Annotated in this window: 16 protein-coding genes; 3 read left to right on the forward strand and 13 right to left on the reverse strand. The window is 63.5% G+C overall.

Annotated features, from left to right (window positions below):
- Window positions 1-44: 44 nt before the first annotated feature.
- The 3 genes from AB7535_RS16825 to AB7535_RS16835 all read right to left on the reverse strand — a co-directional run bounded on the left by AB7535_RS16825 (window position 45) and on the right by AB7535_RS16835 (window position 999).
- Window positions 45-347: a hypothetical protein gene (locus tag AB7535_RS16825; RefSeq protein ID WP_193560865.1), complete on the reverse strand. Its 303-nt coding sequence runs from the start codon at window positions 345-347 to the stop codon at window positions 45-47.
- Between the two features lie 68 nt (window positions 348-415).
- Window positions 416-604 (reverse strand): hypothetical protein, encoded by a 189-nt coding sequence (locus AB7535_RS16830; RefSeq protein ID WP_084795121.1) that lies wholly within the window; start codon window positions 602-604, stop codon window positions 416-418.
- On the reverse strand, window positions 601-999 hold the full coding sequence (locus AB7535_RS16835; RefSeq protein ID WP_014495024.1) for a hypothetical protein: 399 nt from the start codon (window positions 997-999) through the stop codon (window positions 601-603). The genes AB7535_RS16830 and AB7535_RS16835 overlap by 4 nt, the downstream gene beginning before the upstream one ends.
- 701 nt (window positions 1,000-1,700) lie before the next feature.
- On the opposite strand from AB7535_RS16835, the gene AB7535_RS16840 reads away from it, so the two are divergent.
- The 3 genes from AB7535_RS16840 (at window position 1,701) to AB7535_RS16850 (ending at window position 5,275) form a co-directional block, all read left to right on the forward strand.
- Complete coding sequence (locus tag AB7535_RS16840; protein WP_167767908.1) at window positions 1,701-4,127, forward strand: PAS domain S-box protein; 2,427 nt, start codon at window positions 1,701-1,703, stop codon at window positions 4,125-4,127.
- Entirely contained in the window at window positions 4,124-4,801 is a 678-nt protein-coding gene (locus AB7535_RS16845; RefSeq protein ID WP_135213763.1) for a response regulator transcription factor, read from the forward strand. Before AB7535_RS16840 ends, AB7535_RS16845 begins: the two co-directional genes overlap by 4 nt.
- A gap of 87 nt (window positions 4,802-4,888) precedes the next feature.
- On the forward strand, window positions 4,889-5,275 hold the full coding sequence (locus AB7535_RS16850; RefSeq protein ID WP_135213764.1) for a response regulator transcription factor: 387 nt from the start codon (window positions 4,889-4,891) through the stop codon (window positions 5,273-5,275).
- Window positions 5,276-5,353: 78 nt separating this feature from the next.
- On the opposite strand, the gene AB7535_RS16855 is transcribed toward AB7535_RS16850, so the two are convergent.
- From AB7535_RS16855 to AB7535_RS16900, 10 genes are all read right to left on the reverse strand, one after another.
- The gene (locus AB7535_RS16855; protein ID WP_063983086.1) at window positions 5,354-6,325 is read right to left on the reverse strand and encodes a tripartite tricarboxylate transporter substrate binding protein BugD; all 972 of its coding nucleotides are present in this window, start codon (window positions 6,323-6,325) and stop codon (window positions 5,354-5,356) included.
- A 126-nt stretch (window positions 6,326-6,451) separates the two neighbouring features.
- The gene (locus AB7535_RS16860; RefSeq protein WP_135213765.1) at window positions 6,452-7,693 is read right to left on the reverse strand and encodes a threonine synthase; all 1,242 of its coding nucleotides are present in this window, start codon (window positions 7,691-7,693) and stop codon (window positions 6,452-6,454) included.
- A 142-nt stretch (window positions 7,694-7,835) separates the two neighbouring features.
- Window positions 7,836-9,257: a dihydrolipoyl dehydrogenase gene (gene lpdA, locus AB7535_RS16865; RefSeq protein WP_354077762.1), complete on the reverse strand. Its 1,422-nt coding sequence runs from the start codon at window positions 9,255-9,257 to the stop codon at window positions 7,836-7,838.
- A gap of 17 nt (window positions 9,258-9,274) precedes the next feature.
- Window positions 9,275-9,508 (reverse strand): hypothetical protein, encoded by a 234-nt coding sequence (locus tag AB7535_RS16870; RefSeq protein WP_014495017.1) that lies wholly within the window; start codon window positions 9,506-9,508, stop codon window positions 9,275-9,277.
- A gap of 8 nt (window positions 9,509-9,516) precedes the next feature.
- Window positions 9,517-10,860 (reverse strand): pyruvate dehydrogenase complex dihydrolipoamide acetyltransferase, encoded by a 1,344-nt coding sequence (locus AB7535_RS16875; protein WP_135213767.1) that lies wholly within the window; start codon window positions 10,858-10,860, stop codon window positions 9,517-9,519.
- 57 nt (window positions 10,861-10,917) lie between these two features.
- On the reverse strand, window positions 10,918-11,370 hold the full coding sequence (locus tag AB7535_RS16880) for a nucleoside deaminase (protein WP_014495015.1): 453 nt from the start codon (window positions 11,368-11,370) through the stop codon (window positions 10,918-10,920).
- A gap of 2 nt (window positions 11,371-11,372) precedes the next feature.
- Window positions 11,373-11,675 carry a DUF5076 domain-containing protein gene (locus tag AB7535_RS16885; RefSeq protein ID WP_028149595.1) on the reverse strand — a complete coding sequence of 101 codons (303 nt, stop codon included), beginning with the start codon at window positions 11,673-11,675 and terminating at the stop codon, window positions 11,373-11,375.
- Window positions 11,676-11,678: 3 nt separating this feature from the next.
- Window positions 11,679-13,079 carry a pyruvate dehydrogenase complex E1 component subunit beta gene (locus AB7535_RS16890; protein WP_135213768.1) on the reverse strand — a complete coding sequence of 467 codons (1,401 nt, stop codon included), beginning with the start codon at window positions 13,077-13,079 and terminating at the stop codon, window positions 11,679-11,681.
- A 29-nt stretch (window positions 13,080-13,108) separates the two neighbouring features.
- A complete protein-coding gene (pdhA, locus tag AB7535_RS16895; RefSeq protein WP_063983080.1) occupies window positions 13,109-14,131 on the reverse strand; it encodes a pyruvate dehydrogenase (acetyl-transferring) E1 component subunit alpha in 1,023 nt (340 codons plus the stop codon).
- Window positions 14,132-14,385: 254 nt separating this feature from the next.
- Window positions 14,386-15,738, reverse strand: coding sequence for a glycerophosphodiester phosphodiesterase family protein (locus tag AB7535_RS16900; protein ID WP_135213769.1), 1,353 nt, complete (start codon window positions 15,736-15,738; stop codon window positions 14,386-14,388).
- Window positions 15,739-15,765: the final 27 nt, after the last annotated feature.

A 15,765-nucleotide genomic window follows, 5' to 3' on the forward strand; every position in this document is an offset into this window, starting at 1 on the left:
CTGCGGCCGCCGACTCTGCGCGGCCCGCATCGTTAGGCTAGCCGTCACCTCCTTCCGTGGTCAGAAGGTTCGTGCGCGCGCAGAAATGCTTCCGTCAGCGCGCCCGAGAGCGCGCCGAATTGCATCATCCAGCTCCAGCTCGAAATGGCCGCCAACACCGTGACCATCTCGAGCGAACTGCGGTAAGGCCAGAGCGCTTCCATGCTCGTCTGCTGATATCTGCGGTAGCAATCATACTCGCAGTACTGCCGTTGCGTGGACACATGCCGGACGTAGCTCGAGCCCAGCGGCCGGGCGCACGCGCTGCAGGAGACGCCATGATGCGGTTGGTCCTGGTTGACGAGCATGAATTTCAACGTTCTGTCCTCCCCTGCCAGCAGTCGCATCGGCCGATGCGCCTCGCCCACCCGTCAGCTCAAGACGCCGCTTGCGCTCGCCTCTCGATCAACGGCGCCGCTTCGTGATGGAGCGCGTAACACTCGTAGCCGCAATAGGGCAGCAGCGTCTTCGCGTCGCGCAGATAGCCGCCGCTGATCTCCTCGCAGCACCATAGACAGAACGTCTTGCGGAAAGGGGTCCTGCCGTTCACCAATATGAATCTCACGTGGCACCTCCCAACGCGAAGCAGTAGACCGTGTCGACCAGAGAGGCGGACGGCGGCGGCGCGCAAAGATGGTTGCGGCCATCGGGATTGTCCCTGTTTCGCTCGACCTTCTGGGATGGAATGAGAATGTACTTCCCGTCTTCCCGGCGCCGCGCGTAGATCCGGCCGTCGACGTATCGCACCTCGGTCGGGTAGCAATCCGCACTGTTGCAGCAGCTGAGCACGGGATTATCGGGCATGTGCCAACTGGAATAGAACTTCTCGTGCAGGAGCTGATCCTGGAGCGGATGATGACGGTGTGCACCATCCTGTCCGAGCTCGTCGGCCTTCACTCCCGTTACCAACGGAAGCGGCAGCGCGATCATCAAGAGGAGCTTGCAAGCACGGTTCAGCACGCAGCCTCCGGTTCAGAATTGCCGAATGGAGCCGATCGAAGGGCTAATCCTCATGCCGCCTGAAATCGAAACAACCATCGGCGGTCGCGTTCGCGGCGCGCCCTGAAGCGATCGAGACATTTTCTGGAGCACAGCGGCGCTCGCCACGAATAATATCGGATCAGGCCGAATTTGCCGCTACAGACAGCGCAAGCTTTTACGGCAGGGCCACGCTCGGAGTGTTCAGGCGTATCGCACATCATGCTCTCCTTCCGGCTCTCATGGTCGTGGCTTCGCGCGTACGCTGACGCCCGGCCATCCACGCTCGTTACTGAAATGCGGCCTCTCAATCGCGACCAGCCAATCGTGCGGCAGGTCGGGCAATGGACGCGGAGCTATCGGCAGCACATCGAGCTAATCGCCGGCTTGTGGCCTTGCACATCGCGTCCCTTCGATGGTTGTGAGACTAGTCCGCATGCAACGGACGACTCAATTGTACGGAGGTAAATGTGCGCTATGACTTGGGATGCGCGAGCTATACGTAGGTTTGTCCCGTAGTTTTCCGGGCCTTCGCCGCACCTTCGCAACGAGACGGCGCAAGGCCGGCAGGCTGCACGGCTGCCGCGAGTTTCGGCGCGGAGTCTACTTTGGTCGGAGGGAATTGCTCCCCTGATTGCAAAGTGCTCTACTTGCTTCGACCCCTGCGAGCCGGGACGCCCGCGATGATGCCTGGCCAAATCGCGAAATTTGGTAATTCGGCCGCACAATTGCTGCTCGGCGGCCTCGCGGCGCTTCGATCTTTCGGCACCGGCGAGAAGGACAGTTCCGCGGTCGGTGATGACTCGCGACAGGACATCGTCGATCTACGCGACGCCGTGAAGCAGTGGCGCGAGGTGTTCGAGCATAATCCGGTCATGTATTTCATGGTCGATCCGGCCGGGACGGTGCTCAACGTGAACACGTTTGGCGCCGCACAATTGGGTTACACGGCGACCGAGTTGACCGGCCAATCCGTGCTGAACGTCTTTTTCGAGGAAGACCGCGACTTCGTCCGTCAATGCGTAGGGTTGTGCCTGGAAACCGTGGACCAGTCGCACACCTGGGAGATTCGCAAGATCCGCAAAGACGGCTCGGTTCTCTGGGTCCGTGAAAACGCCAAGGCGATGCTGCGCGGCGACGGCACGCCGGTCGTGCTGGTCGCCTGCGAAAACATCACCCAGCGCAAGGAGGCGGAGGATGCGCTGCGGCAGAGCGAGGCCTACCTCGCCCAGGCTCAGGAACTGAGCCGCACCGGCAGCTTCGGCTTGAGCCCCACGACCGACGAGATCTTCTGGTCGAGGGAAACGTTTCGCATTTTCCAATGTGACCCGGCCATGCAGCCGAACCTGGGCTTTGTGTTTCAGCGCATCCATCCGGAGGACCGCGATGCGGTCCGCAAGACCCTTGATCGAGCTTTCCGCGAGGCGGAGGATTTCGACCATGAATATCGCCTGTTGATGCCGGATGGATCCATCAAATATCTCCATTCCGTGGCACGCGCGGTGAGACGTGCATCCGGGCGCATCGAGTTCGCCGGCGCTGTCACCGATGTCACGATTGCAAAGGAAACAGAGAAGAGGCTGCGCCGCAGTGAGGCCTATCTGGCCGAAGCCCAGCGCCTCAGCCATACGAGCAGCTGGGCCTGGGACGTGCGTCGTCAGGAGTTTGCCTACCGATCGGCTGAGCTCTACCGCCTGTTCGGATTTGAGCCGGACCAGATCGATGTCCCGGCGCGGGCTTTCCAGCAACGGATCCTCGCCGATGACTTTCGACGAATTGCCGACGTTGAACGTCGCGCAATCTACCAAGGGGAGCCCTTCGAAATCGACTTTCGGATTGCGCGTCCGGACGGTTCGATACGACGTGTCCATACGGAGGGACATCCTGTCAAAGGCGGCGATGGCGATGTGATGGAAATCATCGGCACGCACGTGGACGTCACCGAGCAGTTCGCCGCAAAAGAAGCACTGCAAAAGGCCTTTGACGAGCTCAAGCAATCCGAGCAGCGCTTCCGCGACTATGCCGAAACCGCATCGGACTGGTTTTGGGAGACCGGGCCGGATCACCGCATCACCCGGATATCGGAACACGCCGATACGGCCAGTCCGGTGCCGACCGGCTTGATCGGGCTGACCCGTTGGGACATTCCGCCCGATGCCGAGTTCGAGCCCGAGAAGTGGGAGCAGCATCGCGCGGCGCTCGATGCCCACCTTCCGTTCCGCGACCTGGTTTACCGCAGCAGGGATCGCAACGGATCTCAGATTTACGTGCGCACCAGCGGCAAGCCCTTCCATGACGAGAATGGCAACTTTCTCGGCTATAGGGGCGTCAGCAGCGATGTGACGGCGGCAATCCGCACCGAGCAGGCCGAAGATGCCCTGCGCAAAGCGCAAGCCGAGCTCGCTCATGTCACGCGCATCACGACGCTCGGCGAGCTCACCGCCTCGATTGCCCACGAAATCAACCAGCCTCTCGCCGCCGTCATTTCCAATGCCGACGCCTGCATCGGTTGGCTCGGCCGCGACCCGGCCGATCTCGACGCTGCGCGCCGTTCCGTCGAATGGATCGTCGAGGACGCCAATCGGGCCAGCGAGGTGATCCGCCGGATCCGGGCGCTCGCGAAAAAGACCGAAATCGAGATGGTCCCAGTCGACATCAATCAGGTCGTGAGGGAGGTGATGGCCCTCGTTCGGCGCGAGCTCGCTACCCATGCCGTGTCGGTGCGGATGGAGTTGTCGTCGGGCCTGCCCAACATTTGCGGCGATCGGATCCAGCTCCAGCAGGTGCTGATCAACCTCGTCATGAACGGGATCGAAGCCATGCAAGCCAATGTCGAGCTCCCGCGCGAGCTGGCAATTCGCTCCAGTCGAGACGGCGACGAGCACCTGCTTCTTACCGTGACGGATCGCGGTCTCGGCCTTGACAGCGACGTGACAGACCGCATGTTCATGCCGTTCTTCACCACAAAGTCGAGCGGCCTGGGGATGGGACTATCGATCTGCCGATCGATCATCGAGGCTCACGCGGGCCGGCTTTCGGCATTCCCAAATGAGGGGAGCGGTGCAACATTCCAGATTGCCCTGCCCTTCCCACACGAGGCCGCGTCGTGACCGACCACGCCAAGCCAACGCAGGCGCAGGCACAGGCGGGGGCCGATGATCCGATCGTCCTGATCGTCGATGACGATCCGTCGATGCGGCGTGCGCTCACCAATCTCTTCCAATCGGTCGGCCTCAGGGTGGAGGCCTTCGGCTCGGCGGCGGAGGTCATGGAAGCCAAGCCGCCGGTGGTCCCCAGTTGCCTCGTGCTCGACATCCGCCTGCCCGGCTCGAGCGGCTTCGACCTCCAGGCGGACCTCGTGAAGGCCGACATTCGCACGCCTATCATCTTCATCACCGGTCATGGCGATATCCCCATGACCGTCCGGGCCATGAAGAGTGGCGCCATCGATTTTCTGACCAAGCCGGTGCGCGACCAGGACATGCTGGACGCGGTCCAGGCTGCGATCGAACGCGATCGCAAGCGGCGCGATGCCGAGAAGTCGGTCTCAAGCGTGCGCGCTCGCTTTGAAGGCCTGACGCCGCGTCAACGCGACATTCTCGCCCTGGTTGCGTCCGGCCTGATGAACAAGCAAGTCGCTGCCGAGCTTGGATTGGCTGAGATTACCGTCAAGATCTATCGCGGGCAGATCATGCGGAAAATGGGTGCGAAGTCATTGGCCGATCTCGTCAGAATGACCGAGGTGCTCGGAATTCCACGCCCGGGGGGAAAGGTGCAAACCTAAGTATGCTTTCCAAGGTCGCTCCGGGGGCCCATTTTCCGATGGGCGGCTGCGCCGCGCGCGGCCGCTCCCCGATCAGGAGCGATCATCTTGTCAGTCCCTTCGGTCATTTCCGTCATTGACGATGATCCATCCGTCCGCCTTGCGACCAACAATCTGCTGACGTCGCGGGGATACACCGTCTACATCTTTGGCTCCGCTCTCGAATTTCTCCAGTCGGCCGAACTGAGGACGACGTCCTGCGTGATCGCGGATGTGCAGATGTCGGTCATGAGCGGCGTTGATCTCCTGATGCATATGCGCGGCCTTGGTCACCGCACGCCGTTTATCTTCATGACCGCCTTTCCCGACGATGCCGTGCGCGACCGCGCACTGAAAGCTGGCGCCATCTGCTTTCTCGCGAAGCCGTTTTCCACGCCGGCTCTGATCAATTGTCTGGAGGCGGCCCTGTCGAAGCAGAGCGAAGCCAAGACGTAACGCGGCGCCGCGTGAACCTGATTGCTCCACGGGGGCGGCCACTTGACGTTGTGGCCGCATCCGAAGAGGCAATCCGCCTCAATCCACCTTGATGTCGGCGGCCTTGATAATCGGCCACCATTTTGCGATTTCCGCCTTCTGGCGGGCGCCGAGCGCTTCCGGCGTGAGCTGGTCCTTGGGCGTCATCTCGAGGCCCTGGCTTTCGAGCTGCTTCTTCACGGCGGGATCGTTCAGCGCTTCCACGGCGGCCGCATTGAGCTTGGTGACGATTTCCTTCGGCGTGCCCTTCGGCACCCACAGGCCCGACCACAACGTCATGTTGAAGCCTTTCAGCCCCGCCTCGGCTGCCGTCGGAATGTCCGGCGCCGACGAGAGCCGCTTGTCGTCGGTGATGGCATAGGCGCGGATCGTGCCGGCGCGGACCTGGTTGATGGAGTTGGAGGTCTGATCGATGATGACGTCGATCTGGCCGGCGATGAGATCGTTCAGCGCGGGCGCCGTGCCGCGATACGGCACATATTGCAGCTTGATGCCGCTGACGCTCTCGAAATAGACACCGGCGATATGGCTGCCGGAGCCGGCGCCGGCGGTGCCGGCGGTCGGCGGCGACGGTCGCGACTTCAGCCACTCGATGAGCTCCTTCAGCGAAGTCGCGGGCACCGCGTTCTTGCTCACCACGATCATCGGATTGCTCGGCAGCAGCACCACCGGCTCGAGATCGGCGACGAGGTCGTATTTGAGCTTGTAGACGGCGCCGTTGGCAACATGGGTGCCGAGATGGCCGAAGGAGATGGTGTAGCCGTCCGGCGCCGATTGCACGGCGCGACCGACGCCGATCGAGCCGCCCGCGCCCGTGACATTCTCGATCACCAGCGGCTGGCCGAGCGTCACCCGCATGCGCTCGGCGAGCACGCGCGCCATCGCATCCGACGGGCCGCCGGCGGCGAAGGGAACGATGACGGTGATGGGATGCGAAGGATAGTCATCGGCGCGGGCGACGCCGGTGAGAGCGAGAATACCGAGCAGCCCGGCCCAGATGGCCTTCTTCATTGTCTTCTCCCCAGCGATGTCTTTGTTGTTTTTGTGCCCTCCCGCGTACGGGAAGAGGGATCGGTCGTGAAGAGACGAAATGACGCGCCAGAGCGCGATCATCGCGCTCCGGCGGTCTTGCCGTCCCTAGAACTGCGTGTAGTCGATCGGCTTGTGGCGATCGAGCGTGCGGGTGACCGGCGGCAGCGGGTACTTCAGGCCGGTCGCGCAGTTGAACAGCATCACGCGGTCGGTCTTGCTGACACGGCCGTCGGCGAGGCTGTCCTTGTAGGCGGCGTAGGTCGCGGCGCCCTCGGGGCATAGCAGCAGCCCCTCCTCGCGTGCGACTTCGTTCAGCGCCGCCGAGATCTTGTCGTCGTCCACCGCAATGGCAAAACCCTTGCTCTCGCGCACCGCGCGCAGGATCAGGAAATCGCCGATCGCCTGCGGCACGCGAATGCCGGACGCGATCGTGTGGGCGTCCTCCCAGCGCGTCGCATGTTCGGTGCCGGCGTCATAGGCCCGCACCATCGGCGCGCAGCCCGACGCCTGCACCGCGACCATGCGCGGGCGCTTGGAGCCGATGAACCCGATCTTCTCCAGCTCGTCGAAAGCCTTCCACATGCCGATCAGGCCGGTGCCGCCGCCGGTCGGATAGAAGATCACGTCGGGCACGTCCCAGCCGAGCTGCTCGGCGAGCTCCAGGCCCATCGTCTTCTTGCCCTCGATACGGTACGGCTCCTTGAGCGTGGACGTATCGAACCAGCCGACCTTCGCCTTGCCTTCGCCGACGATCTTGCCGCAATCGTCGATATAGCCGTTGACGCGATAGACGGTCGCGCCCTGAAGCTCGATCTCGCTGACGTTCACCTCGGGCGTGTCGGCCGGGCAGAAGATCGTGGTCTTGATGCCGCAGGAGGTCGCGTAGGCCGCGAGCGCCGCGCCGGCATTGCCGTTGGTCGGCATCGCCATGTGCTTGATGCCGAGCGCCTTGCCCATCGACACCGCCATCACGAGGCCGCGCGCCTTGAACGAGCCGGTCGGCAGGCGTCCCTCGTCCTTGACGATGATCTCGCCGCCGCCGAGCCTGGCGCCGAGCTTCGGCAGCCGGATCAGCGGCGTGGTGACCTCGCCGAGCGAGACGATGTCCTTGCATTTGCGCACGGGCAAGAGCTCGCGGTAGCGCCACATGTCGCCAGGACGCTGGGCAAGCGCGTCCTTGGTCAGCGCCTTCTTCACGCCCGCGAGGTCGTAGCGCACCAAAAGCGGCTTGCCGGCCTTGGAGAGATTGTGGACCTGGTCGGCGGCGTAATGATCGCCCTCCATCGCGCATTCCAGGTGCGTGACGAAGGTCGGGCGTTCGATGGTCAGGTTGTCGTTATCGTGCATGGGTTGGTTTCCTTCTTATTTTGCAAACGGCTCTCTGCTCGTCATTGCGAGCGCAGCGAAGCAATCCAGAATCTTTCCGCAGAGGCCGTCTGGATTGCTTCGCTGCGCTCGCAATGACAGCGGCGGGCGGCGATGGCGCCCATCAAATATTCAAAACCCTTCCATACGCATCGAGCACAGCTTCCTTCATCATCTCCGACAGGGTCGGATGCGGGAACACCGTGTGCATCAGCTCTTCTTCGGTCGTCTCCAGGTTCATCGCGACGACGTAGCCCTGGATCAGCTCGGTGACTTCAGCACCGACCATATGGGCGCCGAGGAGCTGACCAGTCTTCTTGTCGAAGATCACCTTGACCAGGCCCTGATCCTCGCCCAGCGCAATCGCCTTGCCGTTGCCGACGAACGGGAAACGGCCGACGCGGATCTCTCGGCCGCTTTCCTTCGCCTTGGCTTCGGTGAGGCCGACGGAGGCGACCTGCGGCTGGCAATAGGTGCAGCCCGGGATCAGGTTCTTGTCCATGGGATGCGGATGCAGGCCCTTGATGGCCTCGACGCAGATCACGCCTTCATGCTCGGCCTTGTGCGCCAGCATCGGGGGACCGGCGACGTCGCCGATGGCGTAGATGCCGGGGACGTTGGTCTTGCCGTAGCCATCGATGACGATACAGCCCCGGTCAGTCTTCACACCGAGCTTTTCCAGGCCGAGATTCTCGATATTACCGACGACGCCGACCGCCGAGATCACGCGCTCGAACTCGGTGGTGACGGGCTTGCCCTTGCCATCGTCGATGGTGGCGACGACGCTGTCGGTCTTCTTCTCCAGCTTCGTGACCTTGGTCGAGGACATGATCTTGATGCCCTGCTTTTCCAGACGCTTGCGGGCCAGGCCGGCGATCTCGGCGTCCTCGACGGGCAGGATCTGCGGCAGCACCTCGACCACGGTGACGTCGGAGCCCATGGTGTGGAAGAACGAGGCGAACTCGATGCCGATCGCGCCGGAGCCGACGACCAGCAGCGACTTCGGCATCTTCTCCGGGACCATCGCTTCGAAATAGGTCCAGATCAGCTTCTTGTCGGGCTCGAGCCCCGGCAGCACGCGCGGCCGCGCACCGGTTGCAATAATGATGTGCTTGGCCAGGTAAGCCCCCTCGCCCAGCGCTCCCTTGGGGCCCTCGACGTCGGACTTCTTCACCGTGACCTTGCCGGGCGCGTCGATGGAGGCCGCGCCCCAGATCACGCTGACCTTGTTCTTCTTCATCAGGAAGCCGACGCCGTCGTTCAGCCGCTTCGAGACGCCGCGCGAACGCTGCACCACCGCCTTCGGGTCGAACGAGACCTTTTCCGCCGACAGGCCGTAATCCTTGGCGTGCTGCATGTAGTGGTAGATCTCGGCGGAGCGCAGCAGCGCCTTGGTCGGGATGCAGCCCCAGTTCAGGCAGATGCCGCCAAGATAGGACTTCTCGACGATCGCGACCTTGAAGCCGAGCTGGGCAGCGCGGATCGCGGTGACATAGCCGCCGGGACCAGAGCCGATGATGATGACGTCGAAGGATGTGTCGGCCATGGTGGCTCCCGTTCAACTCAAGCGGTCGTTGCGCCGCGGGCGCGGCGATTGCGGATGTAGGTTCTGATCAGCCATTCCGAGAGAATGGCGGCCGCCATGACGGCGAAGATGGTGAGCGCGATCGGCGCCCAGATGTTGCGCGACAGCGCCTCGCCGGCGAAGAAGGCGGAGTCAACGATGTCGCGGCCGAGCGGGCTGAGCGTGAGGATCAGCGAGACCAGCATCGAGATCCAGGGCCAGCGCGTCGTCATGCGCCATCTCAGACCATCATCATGACGGGATTTTCGATCAGCTGCTTGAACGCGCCGATCAGCTCGGCGCCAAGCGCGCCGTCGATGGCGCGGTGATCACAGGACAAGGTCACGCTCATCATGTGCGCGATCTCGATCTTGCCGCCGCGGACGACCGGCCGCTCCTCGCTGGTGCCGACCGCGAGAATGGTTGCATGCGGCGGGTTGATCACGGCGGTGAAGTGGCTGATGCCGAACATGCCGAGGTTGGAGACCGCGGTGGTGCCGCCCTGGTATTCCTCCGGCTTCAGCTTGCGCGAGCGGGCGCGCGCGGCAAAATCCTTCATCTCGTTGGAGATGGTGGAGAGCGTCTTGGTCTCTGCCTTGCGGATGATCGGCGTGATCAGGCCACCGGGCATCGCCACGGCAACACCGACGTCGGAATGGTGGTGCTTGACCATGCCGCTTTCAGTCCAGCTGACGTTGCAGTTCGGGATCCTCTGGAGCGCAACGGCCATCGCCTTGATCACGAAGTCGTTGACCGAGATCTTGTAGAGCGGCTTCTTCTCCTTGTCCTTGGGAGCAGCCGCATTGATCTCCTCGCGCGCGGCGAGCAGCTTGCCGATGTCGCAGTCGATGGTGAGGTAGAAGTGCGGGACGTTCTGGATCGACGCGGTCAGGCGCTGCGCGATCGTGCGGCGCATGCCGTCATGCGGCACGATCTCGTAGGAGCCGGGCTCGAACAGCGACAGGATCTGCTTGTCCGACATGGTCGGTGCGATCGAGGGCGCGCCGGACGGCGCAGCGGCAGGCGCCTTCAGACCCTTGCCGGACTTGGCCTGCTCGACGTCACGCGCCACCACGCGGCCGCGCGGGCCGGTGCCCGTCACCATCGACACGTCGATGCCTGCATCCTTGGCGAGACGGCGCGCCAGCGGCGATGAGAACACGCGGCCGCCATGGCCGTTGCTCTGCGCGGCCGGAACTGCGGCCTGCGGCGCCGGTGCGGCGGCAGGCGGCGCAGCCTTGGGCGCGGCTGCGGGAGCCGGCGCGGCGGTGGGCGCTTCAGCAGCTTTCGGAGGTGCGGCCGAGGCACTGGGCTTGGCGGCACCAGCCGCCTTCACGTCCTCGCCCTCGCCGGCGAGCACGGCGATCACGTCGTTGACCGGGACGTCCTGCGTGCCCTCGGGCACGAGGATCTTGGCGATCGTGCCTTCGTCGATCGCCTCGACCTCCATGGTCGCCTTGTCGGTCTCGATCTCGGCGATGACGTCGCCGGATTTGACCTTGTCGCCTTCCTTCTTCAGCCACTTGGCGAGGTTGCCCTTCTCCATTGTCGGCGAGAGAGCGGGCATCAGGATGTTGATGGGCATGCTGACCTCAAGAAGAACTTTGCAATACGTCGTCTCCGACAGCGAAGACGACCAGGTTTAGTTGCCGATGTCGCCCTGCCACAGGCGCTCGTTGGCAGGGATGGAACGCCAATTCTTCATCATGGTGATGGAGCGGTCGTCGGCAAGGTCGATCCAGGGGATGCCGAACTTGTCGAGGATGTCCTTGGAGCCCGGGAAGGTGACGGATTCTCCGATCACCACCAGCTTCACCTTGAACAGAGCGAGTGCGCCGGCGCACATCGAGCATGGCGACAGTGTGGTGTACATGACGGTGTCGTGGAACGAGATCACGCCGGCCTCGCGCAGGCAGCTCATCTCGCCGTGGAGGATGACGTTCTTTTCCTGCACACGGTTGTTGTGGCCGCGGGCGATGATCTCGTTGCCGCGCGTCAGCACGGCGCCGATCGGCAGGCCGCCCTGCGCGATCGAGGCCTCCGCCTCGCGGATCGCCTCCAGCATGAAATCGAAATGATGGGCTTCGATCGCCACGATCAGTGCCCCTTCCCGCGCGGTGTCGTCGTGCCCGTATCGGTTGGCCGTTCAATCTCCGCCTGGAACATCTCGAGGATCCGGCTCAGCGCATCCTCCTCGGTGTATTCGCTCTCGCGCGCATAGGCGCGCGCCGCGTGACGGGCGAGATCGACGAGCAGGAGGCCCCACATATCGGGCTCCTCGAAGGCGCGCTGGAACGCCATCGACAGCCCGCCGTCCAGCACGAATACGCGCAGGATCTCGACCGCATCGTCGCGGGCGAGGACGTCGGGTGGCAATGGCTGCTCCTTCGGGCCCGCCATGATTTACCTGTAGCAGACGGCTTTGGCGGCCTCGACCACTTCGGCTGCCGACGGCAGCGCGAGCTTCTCCAGGTTCGCGGCATAGGGCATCGGGACGTCCTTGCCGGAGACGCGCGCAACCGGCGCATCGAGATAGTCGAAGGCGTTCTCCATGATGCGCGCGGCGATCTCGGCGCCGACGCCGCTCTGCGCCCAGCCCTCTTCCACCGTGACCGCACGACCGGTCTTCTTGACCGAGTTGACGATGGTCTCGGTATCCATCGGCCGCAGCGTGCGCAGGTCGATCACCTCGGCCTCGATACCGTCCTTGGAGAGCTCGTCGGCGGCTTTCAGCGCATAGGTCATGCCGTTCGACCAGGAGATGATGGTGACATGGCTGCCCGAACGCACGATGCGGGCCTTGCCGATCGGGATCACGAAGTCATCGAGCTTCGGCACTTCGCCGGTATGGCCGTAGAGCACCTCGTTCTCGAGGAAGATCACCGGATTGGGATCGCGGATCGCGGCCTTGAGCAGGCCCTTGTAGTCCGCTGCGGAGAACGGCGCGACCACCTTGAGACCCGGGACGTTGGAATACCAGGACGAGTAGTCCTGGCTGTGCTGGGCGGCGACGCGCGCGGCGGCGCCGTTCGGGCCGCGGAACACGATCGAGCAGCCCATCTGACCGCCGGACATGTAGAGCGTCTTGGCCGCTGAGTTGATGATCTGGTCGATCGCCTGCATGGCGAAGTTGAAGGTCATGAACTCGACGATCGGCTTCAGCCCGGTCATGGCAGCGCCGACGCCGATGCCGGCAAAGCCGTGCTCGGTGATCGGCGTGTCGATGACGCGCTTGGCGCCAAATTCCTGCAACAGGCCCTGGGTCACCTTGTAGGCGCCCTGATATTCAGCGACTTCCTCGCCCATCACGAAGACGTCGGCGTCGCGGCGCATTTCTTCGGCCATGGCATCGCGCAACGCCTCGCGGATAGTCTGCGTCACCATCGCGGTGCCGGCGGGCACTTCCGGATCGGGCTCGGCAACGACCTGAGGGGCAGCCGCAGCCTTCGGCGCCGAGATCATCGGCTTGCCTTCGCCGACCGGCGAGCGGGATTCGGCGACTTCCTGCGCGACGCTCGGCGCGGGCGCGGCCGGCGCCTTGGCGAGATCGGCGGCCGTCTCGCCATCGGCGAGGATGGTCGCGATCGGCGTGTTGACGGCAACGTCGGCGGTGCCCTCGGGGATCAGGATCTTGCCGAGCGTACCTTCATCGGTCGCCTCGACCTCCATGGTCGCCTTGTCGGTCTCGATCTCGGCGATGACGTCGCCGGACTTGATCGTCTCGCCCTCTTTCTTCAGCCACTTGGCAAGGTTGCCCTTCTCCATCGTGGGCGACAACGCGGGCATCAGCACTTGAATTGGCATATCGACTCCAAAAGAAAGCTTGCGCGCGTTCAGCGATAAATGTCGGTCCAGAGCTCGGCGGCATCCGGCTCGGGATCATGCTGGGCGAAGTCGGCGGACGCATTGACGATGTCGCGGACCTCGGCGTCGATCGCCTTGAGATCGGCCTCGCTCACCTTGGCCGCGAGCAGGCGGTTGCGCACCTGCTCGATCGGGTCCTGGTCGTGGCGGACTTTTTCGACCTCTTCGCGCGTTCTGTACTTTGCGGGGTCGGACATCGAGTGGCCGCGATAGCGGTAGGTCTGCATCTCCAGGATGAAGGGGCCCTTGCCGGCACGGCACCAGGCCGCCGCCTCCTCGCCCGCGGCCTTCACGGCGCGGACGTCCATGCCGTCGACCTGCATCCCGGGGATGTTGAAGGACGCACCGCGCTTGGAGAAATCCTGCTGCGCCGAAGCGCGCGACACCGAGGTGCCCATGGCGTAGCGGTTGTTCTCGATGACGTAGATCACCGGCAGCTTCCAGAGCTCCGCCATGTTGAAGCTCTCATAGACCTGGCCCTGGTTGGCCGCGCCGTCGCCGAAATAGGTGACGCTGACATTGTCGTTACCACGATAGTGGTTGGCGAAGGCCAGACCCGTGCCGAGCGAGACCTGGGCGCCGACGATGCCGTGGCCGCCGTAGAAGTGCTTCTCCTTGCTGAACATGTGCATGGAGCCGCCCTTGCCCTTGGAATAGCCACCGCGCCGGCCGGTGAGCTCGGCCATGACGCCGTTGGCCTCCATGCCGGTGGCAAGCATATGACCGTGATCGCGATAGCCGGTGATGACCTGATCGCCCTGCTTCAGGGCCATCTGCATGCCGACCACCACGGCTTCCTGGCCGATATAGAGGTGGCAGAAGCCGCCGATCGCGCCCATGCCGTAGAGCTGGCCGGCCTTTTCCTCGAACCGCCGGATCAGGAGCATGTCGCGGAGCGCTTTGAGCTCCTGCTCTCTGGTGAATTCCGGGGGCGAACCGCCGTCGGTCTTGTCCTGTGGAGTGCTTGCGGCGGCTTTCTTGGGTGCGGCCATGGGAATTCCGGGTCAGAGAAAACTTCAGCCCTCTCTAACCCAAGTCAAACGCCCTTGGAAAGGACCGCGGCGGCATGGCGCGACTTTCATTATGCCGCACTGCAACGTGGCCGAAACTTTGCAAAACCTTTGCCGCCGATCGGGCAACTTTAGCTCACCGGTCAGCGAAGGGAACGTGGGCAGCCAACGCAGAGAAATCGGACGCGCCGTTTTGTATCCGAAATCCCACGCGCGTCCGATTCGCCGTGCCAGCCTTACCAGCCCAACTCGCGCAAATACGCCGCACGGGCGGCAACGCCGGTGTGCGTGAAGTCGCTGAAGACCCCATCGACGCCGAGCCGGTAGAATTTGAGATATTCAAGGCTCGGGTCGCCGCGATAGTCGGCGGCAAGATATTTCTTCTCGTTCCGAAACGTGAAGACATGCACGAAAAGACCGAGCTTGTGCGCGTCCGCGACAAGGCTGGTCGCGTCCTGGGTCGAAGCCTCCGGCGTCGATCCCTTGTAGGGCGTGCCGTCGGCATTTGCGTCCTTCCACGGCGCGATCTTGAGCGGAACGATATAGGCCTTCCACGGGCCGATGCCGTCGGCGTAGGTCTTGATCTCGGCAAGCCCCTCGGCCGTCAGCATCGCATCGTACAGGCGCGCATCGCCTGCAACCGTCCAGTCGAACGGGCGCGAATTCGTGATGTTGTTGAGGAGAACCTTGCCGGTTTTGAAGTCGATTCCGTTGCCGTCGACGAGTTGGACCTGCCGCGTCTGGAGGCCGTGGCTGCGCATATATTTCAGGCTGCCGGGTTCGAAGCTCTGGACCAGGATGGGAGCGTCCTTGGTGTTGAGGCCGTTATCCCTGATGATCTTGATCAGGGCATCCTCGAGCGGACGGCTGCCGGCCGCGCCGCAGCCATTGGCGATCGCCTGGGCATTGTTCCAGGTCGGGTTCTTGGTTTCGGGATAGACGAGGATGGACCGCCCGGTCTCCTTGCTCTTGACCTTGGCGATGTCGATGACGTCCTGGAAGCTGATGATCGGGAGCTTGCCGTTGAAGACTTTCGGCCGCTCGTTGGCCGCGTCATAGGTGGTGCCGCCGATCCATTGCTTCAGCTCGGCCATGGTGAAATCGCTGATCGACCAGTCGTTGGTATGATCCTCGCCGTCGACGATCAGCGACTTCAGCACCGATTTGGGATCGGCCGGATCGCTCAGATCCGTCAGGTAGTCGGCAGGCACGCCGGTGGCCGACGGGGCCTTGACGCGCACACCGGGCACGGTTCGCTTGCGGGCGGCGACGGCCGCATTGGTCTTCGCCACCTCGGCAATGTTGGTGTTGTCGCTCAGCCAGGGGTTATGACGCACGACCAGAACGCAATCCTTGGTCAGGTGCAAATCCTCTTCGAGCGCATCGGTCCCGAGCGCCGCGGCGAGGTCGTACGACGCCTCGGTCTCTTCAGGTACCAGGCCCGGCAGGCCGCGATGTCCAAGGACCAGTGGCGCCTTTCCATCGACGGTCAGGAAGGGCTTGGCGCCAGCTGGCGCCGCGCCGGACTGTGCAAAGGCCATCGACAGCGGCAGCACCGCCGCGCCGAACAGCATCGCTGCGACACCCATTGTCCGTCCTGAACGACTGTTCCGCAT

Source organism: Bradyrhizobium sp. 956_D2_N1_4, assembly GCF_052076025.1.
Classification (GTDB): Bacteria; Pseudomonadota; Alphaproteobacteria; order Rhizobiales; family Xanthobacteraceae; genus Bradyrhizobium; species Bradyrhizobium barranii.